This window comes from Deltaproteobacteria bacterium CG11_big_fil_rev_8_21_14_0_20_42_23 (assembly GCA_002796345.1).
In the GTDB taxonomy this organism is placed as follows: domain Bacteria; phylum UBA10199; class UBA10199; order 2-02-FULL-44-16; family 2-02-FULL-44-16; genus 1-14-0-20-42-23.
The window spans coordinates 1-8,565 of the sequence record PCXC01000022.1; the positions used below are offsets into that span (position 1 = coordinate 1).

Sequence of the window (8,565 nt, forward strand, 5' to 3'; positions counted from 1 at the left end):
GCTGAGGTCTTCTTGAACCAAGTGTTGCACTTCGAATGTGAATCCACATCCCCGCGTTCGCGAGGATGACAAAAGAAAACTACATCCCAAGCATTTTGCTCATGGCGCCCATGTCCATGCCGCTCATCATGCCACTCATTGATTCTTTCGCAGCTTCACTTGCCTTGTGGCCCGCGTCATTCACGGCGAAGCGGATTAAGTCTTCTAGTCTGCGCACATCGTTTGCATTCACAACACTTGCGTCAAGCTTCACTTCTTTTACTTCGTTTTTTCCATTCATGATAATGCGAACAAGTCCATCGCCCGCAACACCTTCAAAGTTTTGCTTCGCAAGTTCTTTTTGTTGACGCTTCATGTCTTTTTGCATTTTACGCGCCTTCATCACCATGTCTTTCATTTCAAATAATCCCATGACCTACTCCTTTGTTTTATTTTCACCTGTGTCATCCTGAGTAAAACGAAGGATCTCCTCGAAACCACGTAGATTCTTCGCATACGCTCAGAATGACAGCTAATTGCTTATTCACATTTCTTGTACATTACTAATCTTTCAATACTCGAACATCGTGCACTTGTGCTCCTAAAATTTCTGCAGCGTCCTTTACAACCGAGCTGTGAAGCGCTTCTCGTGTGAGTTGTTTATTTTTTTCAAATTGCCCAGAGGCACTTTTTCCGTTTTCTTTTTTTACGCTTCCTTCAAGCACCAACATGAGTGGGCGCTTAAAATATTCTTTCAGCAAAAGTTCAATATGAATTTTTCTATCTGGCTCTGAAAGCATGTCGGCATACAAACAACTGTCAAACTTCATGTTTAAACTTTTGTCATCAACACGCACAAATTCGCCATGCTGAAAAATTGATGAAGTTTTGGGATCTTTCACTGCAAGCCAGCGTGCAAAAGCCTCCCACGTTTGCTCTTTTGAGATTTGAGCTGAAACACCAGGAACCGGAGAAGCAGATGAAGCAATAGATTGCGGTTTTTGCACTTCGTAAGAAGTTTTGATTTGGAGAGCTTGCGTTGCTTGTCCACTTCCAGCCATCCACTCTTGAAGCATCAATAACAATTCACTTATTTTTTTCACCGGCTCTACGCGACACAATCTTACAATCATCACCTCGAGTAAAATTTTGGGAAGTTCCGAGCGTGAAATTTCATTTGTACCCTCATACCACAGCGAAAACATTTGCTGCACTTGCTCGGCGGTGAGGCGTTGAGCAAGCTTTTGCAGCTCGGAAAATTCTTCGGCACTGAGCTCTACAATTTGAATATCGTTTCCGCATTCGCACAACACTAACAAATGACGAAAACATTCGAGGAGATCGAAACAAAAACGGTTGAGGTCTGCACCTTGCGTAAACACATCTTCCACCAACTTGAGAGACAAACGCACATCTTTATCGACAATAGCGCGAAGAAGATCGAAGAGGATTTTTCTATCCAAAAAGCCCAACATATTTTTGAGCGTATCCAAGCTAATTTCTTGCGAAGAAAACGCAATGGCCTGATCGAACAACGACTGCGCATCACGCATGCTGCCCGCAGATTCACGTGCAATAAGGTAAAGCGCTTCTTCACTTGCCAGCACTTTTTCTACAGTTGCAATAGACATGAGCGATTCGCAAATAGACTGGCTTGAAATACGTCGAAAATCGTAACGCTGGCAACGAGATAAAATAGTAGACGGAATTTTTTGAGGCTCGGTAGTGGCAAAGATAAACACCACATGTGCTGGCGGCTCTTCCAGTGTTTTCAAAAGTGCGTTGAAGGCACTTGTGGAAAGCATGTGCACTTCATCGATGATATAAATTTTATATTTTCCTGATGAAGGCAAATACTGAACGTGCTCTCGAATCTCTCGAACATCATCTACACTTGTATTTGAAGCTCCATCAATTTCCTGCACATCAAGAGATGTTGCTGCTGAAATTTCAAGGCACGACCTACACTCGCCGCAAGGTTCGGCATCTTTCAAGTTGGAACAGTTGAGCGACTTTGCAAGAATTCTAGCAACTGTGGTTTTTCCTACCCCTCTTGCTCCGCAAAAAAGATAGGCATGATGAATGCGCGATGACAAAATGGCATTCTTCAAGGTTACCGTCACATGCTCTTGGCCAATCACATCGGCAAAGCACATGGGGCGATATTTTCGGGCAAGAACTTGGTAGCTCATAGGATCCTAGGTATTAAAAAATATTATAATTCAAGCTGTTACACTAAAGCTCTCGAAAGAGCTGTAAGAAAAAAGCAAGCCTTCAAGCGCTGCTTCAGATGCTGCGTGTAATGCATTAGAATTGTTTCCCCCAAGAGTCAATCCGGGAATTGATTTTGAATTGGGGAAAAATTTTATCAAATGTTCTCCCCTCTTAAATTAAGAGGGGCTGGGGGAGTTATGTTTTTTAGAGCTTGTTGACAATTAAAGACAAGTTATTGATTCCATAACTTTTTCTATTTACGGTTGTCATCCTGGGCATAATGGCAAAAAGCTAATTGTCAACACGCCCTAGAGTGTGAAAAACAATAACCCCACCTAACCTCCCCTTAAATTAAGGGGAGGGATTAACAACACAAAGGCTGCAAATGGCCGAACTACAAAGGGTGAGTTAAAAGTTACGCGGTTTGGCTTGGGCTTCTAGGGTGAAATTTCTGCCCTCGTCGGTGAGGGTTAGGTTCATGCGGATCATTCTAATGTCGGTTGCCGATGGTCCTAAAATGGGGCTGGCGATCACTTGATCATCGGCGTCATAATAGCTGAACTGAAGTGAAGAAACATTTTCTGCAAGTTGCGTATTGTTGCGCATTAAACTTGCGCCATTAAGCCAGTAGCGAATGCTGTCTCCATCAGAATTCATAAACTGAAAATCATCTACGCTGGCCGTAAAAATTTCAGTATCCGAATTCACACCTCTGGCCTCACGCGAAAAACGATAGCACGCCTCGGAAGCTTCGCCTCGCATGGCTTCCACAATGTTTTGCCCCACCTTGAGATCAAGCGCTAGCATTCCAAACTTTTCAACCCCAACAATAAGCACGCCCATGAGAGCTACCACCAAAATCAACTCCATCAAGGTAAAGCCAGATTGTGTTTGTAATCGCTTCATCATTTTAATCCGTTACCAAGCCAATCATTCGCACGGTAATATCTGGAATAAGAGTGTTATTCACCACCACTTCAACTTTTTTGTATGAAGTAGGGCCAGCAACACTTGTGTTGAGATCGGCCGCATCAACATAATCTACATTTATAACGTATTGATAATCTGCTTGTGGAGCCGCAAACGCTGTTGCAGCTTGATCCACCACAGTATCAAAACTTTTTCCGTAAATATAATCTTCCATCACATCTTGCGCCAAATGGCTTGCAACCGTAAGGGGAATGATATTCAAACTTTGGCGCTGCATGCCCGCAAACGCCATCAAGATTGGCGGAACACAAAAGCCAATCAGCATGATGAGCAGCACTACCTCAACAAGCGTCATCCCTTTTTGGTTCTTTACGTTTTTCATGATGACTGCACTCCACCGAGTTCATTTATATTTAAGACAATAGTAGTTCCAGCACCTTGCAAGGTCACGGTTGCACCTGCCGAAAAAGGAACACCGTCGCTATCCGTTAATCTGCCTTGAGCATCAAAGTAAATGGCGTCGCCAAAGCCGGTAAAAACATTGAGAAGAGAAACACCTTGGAATCGTTCATCGGTATCGTAATCAATAAACATGCTTTGATTGGATTGATAGGGTGACGGCAAAGTGTTCCCCAGACTGCTTTCAAAAACGGAATATGAATTTTGGCTAGGATTAAAATTCACTCCGTGCACCACACCAGTTGTCATGGCGCGTTTTTTTGCGTAGTCGATATCGGCAATGAGTTTTTCTTCTGCATTTGAAAGATGCAAACGGTCGAAGGAAAAATCACTCAAAAAACTAAGCGACAAAATCCCCAAAAGACTGACCACTAAAATAAACTCAATCAGCGTAAATCCTTTTTGATTTTTTAACTTCAGCATCACTTCACACCACCTTTAAAAATACACTTCTCTCCACGTTCCTGTGTTAGCCGTTGGGGTATCTCCAAACAATGATCCCACAAGACTTGTTTTCACCATATCGGCATCATAAGCTACCGTTGTACTTCCATTCAAACTTACTTGTTGTTGGCTCACCACTTCGCCCGTGATGTCTGAAGTACCACCAAGATCCACATCGGTATCCACGTCGCCTTGCACATAAAGAAGTCCATTAAAAACAAGATTCCCGGTAATACGAACATCACCCATCACAATCAAAATGGCAGGCGATGCAGAAGTGGTGCTCACCGTTTGAATTTGAAGTGTCGCTGGGCTTCCATCGGGAAAGTTATCAATGAAAATAACTCCATTCAAAGAATCTGGCTTCAAGCCTCCCGATGGAAAATCACCTTGAAAATAATTTCCATCTGCTCTGGCAGCATAGCCATTATCGTGATTGGCTAACGCAAGCGCTATAGCCGCATCGCGATCAAGCACAGGAAGTGAAGATGCATTTTCAACGGTAGTTCCCGTAATGGTTGGGCTTCCGCTGGCATCAATCGCTGAAGTGGTGTAAATGGCATGGTCAAAAGCGCTGGTTCCTTTGCTGATCACAGATTGAAGGTAGCGATTGGCATCACCACTCATTCCCTGCACCGTCACCACCACCGTGTCGTTGCTGTCTTCAGTGCTATCACTATCGCCATCGTCATCATCCGCGATGGTAATATCGAACGAACCTGTTCCAAATGTGGTGGTGGGATAAAGACTCGCGTCTTGCCAATTATTCCAATTTTCTTCCAAGCTTTTAGTTGCGTAATGAAGCCCAGACTCCGCCAAAAAGAAGGCTTGCTCGGAATTGTGCACCAAGCCAAGTTCGTGTGCATTTTCGCTTACAACAGCTCCACCCACCTGCATGAAGAGCATCATGATGAGAATGAGAATCACAATCGAAAGCGGAGACATGCCCTGCTCACTCGCGGCTTTTTTTCTGATCCCTGAAATGATCCCATGGAATATCATACACTTCCCCCTCATGGCCCTAAGAGTACCATAGCCAAAAGCAGCCTCCGCTTGCTTATTTTCTCTCCTCTTATATGCATGCTGCCAAATAGTGGGCAAGGTGGGGAAAAGCCATTAAAAGCCGTTATTTGGCCGTGAGAAACAAATAAAGAAAACAGCCTCTAAAGCTTGCGTTGAGAAAATAATTTCACTAGGAGCTTGCCAAGCTAAGGAGAGAACACGTTGAAGTACTGGCTGATGAAAAGTGAACCAAGCACCTATTCCATCGACGATCTGAAGCGGGACAAAAAGACGGCATGGGAAGGCGTGCGCAATTATCAAGCGCGGAACTTTATGCGCGATCATATGAAGCGTGGCGATCACGTGCTTTTTTATCATTCCAACGCAACGCCACCAGCTCTTGTTGGTCTGGCAACGGTCTGCAAAGAGTCATATCCCGATCCTTCGCAGTTTGATCCTCGAAATAAATATTTTGACCAAAAGGCAACACCAGAAAAACCCATTTGGTATTTAGTTGATATTTGCTTCGAAGAAAAATTTGAAACACCACTTTCGTTGGAACAAATAAAAAACATTCGTGGCCTCGAAAAAATGTTGGTCGTCCAAAAAGGTTCGCGCTTATCAGTTCAGCCTGTTGAAAAAAAACATTTCGAACACATTGTAACAATGCTCTCAAAGCACAAAGGAAAATAAACATGAAACTCAAAACCCTTCTTCTCAGCATGATGCTTTTTCTTTTCTCCATCGCGGCGTTTGCAAAAAGCAATATCACTTTTTTAATCAAAGGCATGCACTGCCAAAAATGCACTCAGAACATTCGTGCAAGCTTTCAAAACAACGACGCGATCGAAACCATCAGCGTAAACTTTGAAACAAGAACAGCTGACGTACAATTAAAAGCAAACAAAACCTTAAGCGATGCCGAGATAAAAACACTTCTCGAAAAGGTTGGCTATGAACTTGAAAGCATTCAACGGTAAACACGCTTCACTTTTGTGCGGAATTACCTTCGCTTTTTTGGCAGTTTTACTTGGAGCCTTTGGAGCACATTTGCTTCAGCACAAACTGACAATCGCACAGCTTGAATGGTGGGAGACCGCAAACCTTTATCAGATGTGGCATTCCTTAGCACTCATCCTTTTTGCACTTTGGGCAAAAGAGCAAAAAGGAAAAGCTCCACTTTATTTTTTCAGCTTTGGAATTTTGCTTTTCTCGGGAAGCCTTTACGTCATGGCACTCACAGGAATAACAAGCTTGGGAATGATCACCCCTTTTGGCGGGTTCTCTTTTTTACTTGGCTGGCTGTCCTGGGCACGACTCGCGATTCACCATCCACTTTGAAAACTCTTCTAAAAAAGTGATGAATCCTGGCAAGTGTTCTGATGGAAAAGAATACTTTTCTTCTGCATTTTCTAAAACTTCACGAAAGCAACGTATCCATTCACGCCGTGCAGCTTCATCAATGGCAAACGGAAAATGCCTACGCCGCAACATTGGGTTTCCAATTTTTTCATGATACAGCGGCGGACCACCAAGCAAACCCACAAAAAAGAAAAACGATTTTTCAGCAGCATGCTTTAAGTCTTCACCTTGAGGAAACATTGCTGAAATTTTTGATTTCGAAAGCTTGTCGTAAAAATCAAAAATCATTCGCTTAATATTTTCTTCGCCCATAAGATGATAAATTTCATGACTCGGCGGAGACACTTGCGGTGGGCCACTTGGCGGGGTATAGAGAGTGTTGTTTGTCATATTTTTTTCTTTCATTTTACATCCTCTCCCTCAGGGAGAGGATTGAGGTGAGGGTGACAATTCTATACATATTGTCATTTTTCTCCCTCCCCTGCCCGCCGGCAGGCAGGCCTTACTCCCCTCCCGCTTTTATCCGCCGACGCTTTAGTGGTGGAAGGAGGGGAAATCTACTGAAACATACCCTTCACCTTTATGCTTAAAATCAAAAAAATCCGGATCAAAAATTTCTGCCAAGATTTCTAAAGATTCAACTAGCCTTGGGCCGGGACGATTGAAATATTGATTACCGTCGCAAACATAGACCCTTCCTGCTTTTACGGATTTTAGATTTTTCCACTCTGCTTTTGCTTGAAGCAATGGCACGTCTTCTAAGCTTCGTTTGATATCGTATCCACAAGGCATGATTAAAATAATATCTGGATTTTTTTTCACCAAATCTTCAAACGTCATCCACGGAGAATGTTTTCCAGCTTCACCAAAAAGATTTTTTCCACCCGCCATTTCCACCAATTCGGGCATCCAATTTCCTGCACTCATCAGCGGATCAACCCATTCAATGCAAGCTACACTCGGCTTGTTCGCAAGTGTTGCCGTTCGTTTTGCAATGGCCTGCATTCTGTCTTGAAGCTCAGCTACAAGTTGCTGGCCGCGAACATGCACGTCCAGGGCATCAGCCACCTTCATGATGTCTGTCCATAAATCAGCAAGGCAATTTGTTTCCAGCGAAACTACTTTTGCTTTTGATTCCATAAAATCACAAGTAGCCCGCTCTACATCTTTCAAACTCACAGCGCACACTTCGCATTGTGTTTGAGTCACAATCACATCGGGATTAAGCTTTTGAAGCACATCACCTTTCACGCGATAAACAGACAAACCTTCTTGCACAATTGCCTTTACCCGCTCATCAATTTCATAGCTGGTTCCATGCGTTCCAAACTTTACTTCGGTACAAAGCGGAAGCTGTTTTACTTCGGGCGGATAATCGCATTCGTGGGATCTGCCCACCAAATAAGACTTGCAGCCCAAGGCACAAATAATTTCGGTGCTGCTTGCAATCAGCGAAACCACTTTCATCTTTCCTCACTTTTCACTTGCGAAACACTTTCGGCTAGCTTCTATTTCGGCATATGAATATCACGTACCGCTTCATTACACGGGATGATCCCGAACATCAAATGGAACTTGAACTGCGCTACCAGGTGATGCGTAAACCCCTTGGCATGCGCCGCGATGAAGTCACTTTTCCCTTCGAAGCCGATGCCTTACGGCTTGCAGCCCTTGAAAACAAAGAACTTGTGGGCTGTGTGTTATTTAAAGCTGATGAGAACAAAACATCGGGAAAACTTTTTCAAATGGTGGTAAGCACACAGCATCAAAAAAAAGGCATTGGAAAAAAGTTGGTTGAAATCCTTGAAGCAAAGCTCAAAACCGATGGCATTCAGCTCATCCATCTTCACGCCAGAAAAGAAGCCATCCCCTTCTATAAGCACCTGGGCTACGTTTGCGAAGGGGAAGAATTCTTAGAAATCAACATTCCTCATTCACGCATGGTGAAAAGAATTTAAAACAGCTTCAGTTTTATATCTCATTGCAAATAAAGTAGAGTAACTTCCTCTTTGTCATCCTCTGGCTTGACCAGGGGATCCACAATTTTTCTTTTAGAATGACATTAATGGGAGAAGATTATTTGAATTATGGATCCCCTAAATTCACAAACGAAGTGCAACACTTTATGGATAAGGTGTTGCCATGGGAACCTACTACAAACAACTATCGTTGGAA

12 protein-coding genes are annotated in these 8,565 nt (G+C 43.4%); 4 read left to right on the forward strand and 8 right to left on the reverse strand.

Features of this window, described 5'->3' with window-relative positions:
- Positions 1-79: 79 nt before the first annotated feature.
- The 6 genes from COV43_02545 to COV43_02570 form a co-directional block, all read right to left on the reverse strand.
- A complete protein-coding gene (locus COV43_02545) occupies positions 80-412 on the reverse strand; it encodes a YbaB/EbfC family nucleoid-associated protein (protein ID PIR26140.1) in 333 nt (110 codons plus the stop codon).
- A 130-nt stretch (positions 413-542) separates the two neighbouring features.
- Positions 543-2,171 carry a hypothetical protein gene (locus tag COV43_02550; GenBank protein PIR26141.1) on the reverse strand — a complete coding sequence of 543 codons (1,629 nt, stop codon included), beginning with the start codon at positions 2,169-2,171 and terminating at the stop codon, positions 543-545.
- A 430-nt stretch (positions 2,172-2,601) separates the two neighbouring features.
- The gene (locus COV43_02555) at positions 2,602-3,102 is read right to left on the reverse strand and encodes a hypothetical protein (protein ID PIR26142.1); all 501 of its coding nucleotides are present in this window, start codon (positions 3,100-3,102) and stop codon (positions 2,602-2,604) included.
- Position 3,103: 1 nt separating this feature from the next.
- Positions 3,104-3,505: a hypothetical protein gene (locus COV43_02560; GenBank protein PIR26143.1), complete on the reverse strand. Its 402-nt coding sequence runs from the start codon at positions 3,503-3,505 to the stop codon at positions 3,104-3,106.
- Positions 3,502-4,005, reverse strand: a complete 504-nt coding sequence (locus tag COV43_02565; protein ID PIR26144.1) for a hypothetical protein — start codon at positions 4,003-4,005, stop codon at positions 3,502-3,504. The genes COV43_02560 and COV43_02565 overlap by 4 nt, the downstream gene beginning before the upstream one ends.
- A 15-nt stretch (positions 4,006-4,020) precedes the next feature.
- Complete coding sequence (locus COV43_02570) at positions 4,021-5,028, reverse strand: hypothetical protein (GenBank protein ID PIR26145.1); 1,008 nt, start codon at positions 5,026-5,028, stop codon at positions 4,021-4,023.
- Positions 5,029-5,250: 222 nt separating this feature from the next.
- On the opposite strand from COV43_02570, the gene COV43_02575 reads away from it, so the two are divergent.
- The 3 genes from COV43_02575 to COV43_02585 are packed head-to-tail and all read left to right on the forward strand — an operon-like array spanning position 5,251 to position 6,369.
- Positions 5,251-5,721 carry an EVE domain-containing protein gene (locus COV43_02575; protein ID PIR26146.1) on the forward strand — a complete coding sequence of 157 codons (471 nt, stop codon included), beginning with the start codon at positions 5,251-5,253 and terminating at the stop codon, positions 5,719-5,721.
- Between the two features lie 2 nt (positions 5,722-5,723).
- Entirely contained in the window at positions 5,724-6,008 is a 285-nt protein-coding gene (locus COV43_02580) for a hypothetical protein (GenBank protein PIR26147.1), read from the forward strand.
- On the forward strand, positions 5,983-6,369 hold the full coding sequence (locus COV43_02585) for a hypothetical protein (protein PIR26148.1): 387 nt from the start codon (positions 5,983-5,985) through the stop codon (positions 6,367-6,369). The genes COV43_02580 and COV43_02585 overlap by 26 nt, the downstream gene beginning before the upstream one ends.
- Here the strand turns inward: COV43_02585 and COV43_02590 are convergent.
- Positions 6,319-6,780: a hypothetical protein gene (locus COV43_02590; protein ID PIR26151.1), complete on the reverse strand. Its 462-nt coding sequence runs from the start codon at positions 6,778-6,780 to the stop codon at positions 6,319-6,321. The two genes, COV43_02585 and COV43_02590, sit on opposite strands and share 51 nt — an antisense overlap.
- Before the next feature lie 144 nt (positions 6,781-6,924).
- Complete coding sequence (locus tag COV43_02595; GenBank protein PIR26149.1) at positions 6,925-7,857, reverse strand: cobalamin-binding protein; 933 nt, start codon at positions 7,855-7,857, stop codon at positions 6,925-6,927.
- A 53-nt stretch (positions 7,858-7,910) separates the two neighbouring features.
- On the opposite strand from COV43_02595, the gene COV43_02600 reads away from it, so the two are divergent.
- On the forward strand, positions 7,911-8,348 hold the full coding sequence (locus COV43_02600; GenBank protein ID PIR26150.1) for a GNAT family N-acetyltransferase: 438 nt from the start codon (positions 7,911-7,913) through the stop codon (positions 8,346-8,348).
- The last annotated feature ends 217 nt before the right edge of the window (positions 8,349-8,565 follow it).

Bases quoted from the DNA above. Each gene is read 5' to 3' on its own strand.
- COV43_02550 (PIR26141.1), bottom strand. From the start codon at position 2,171: ATGAGCTACCAAGTTCTTGCCCGAAAATATCGCCCCATGTGCTTTGCC.
- COV43_02595 (PIR26149.1), bottom strand. From the start codon at position 7,857: ATGAAAGTGGTTTCGCTGATTGCAAGCAGCACCGAAATTATTTGTGCC.
- COV43_02600 (PIR26150.1), top strand. From the start codon at position 7,911: ATGAATATCACGTACCGCTTCATTACACGGGATGATCCCGAACATCAA.
- COV43_02590 (PIR26151.1), bottom strand. From the start codon at position 6,780: ATGACAAACAACACTCTCTATACCCCGCCAAGTGGCCCACCGCAAGTG.
- COV43_02570 (PIR26145.1), bottom strand. From the start codon at position 5,028: ATGATATTCCATGGGATCATTTCAGGGATCAGAAAAAAAGCCGCGAGT.
- COV43_02545 (PIR26140.1), bottom strand. From the start codon at position 412: ATGGGATTATTTGAAATGAAAGACATGGTGATGAAGGCGCGTAAAATG.
- COV43_02585 (PIR26148.1), top strand. From the start codon at position 5,983: ATGAACTTGAAAGCATTCAACGGTAAACACGCTTCACTTTTGTGCGGA.
- COV43_02565 (PIR26144.1), bottom strand. From the start codon at position 4,005: ATGCTGAAGTTAAAAAATCAAAAAGGATTTACGCTGATTGAGTTTATT.
- COV43_02580 (PIR26147.1), top strand. From the start codon at position 5,724: ATGAAACTCAAAACCCTTCTTCTCAGCATGATGCTTTTTCTTTTCTCC.
- COV43_02560 (PIR26143.1), bottom strand. From the start codon at position 3,505: ATGAAAAACGTAAAGAACCAAAAAGGGATGACGCTTGTTGAGGTAGTG.
- COV43_02555 (PIR26142.1), bottom strand. From the start codon at position 3,102: ATGATGAAGCGATTACAAACACAATCTGGCTTTACCTTGATGGAGTTG.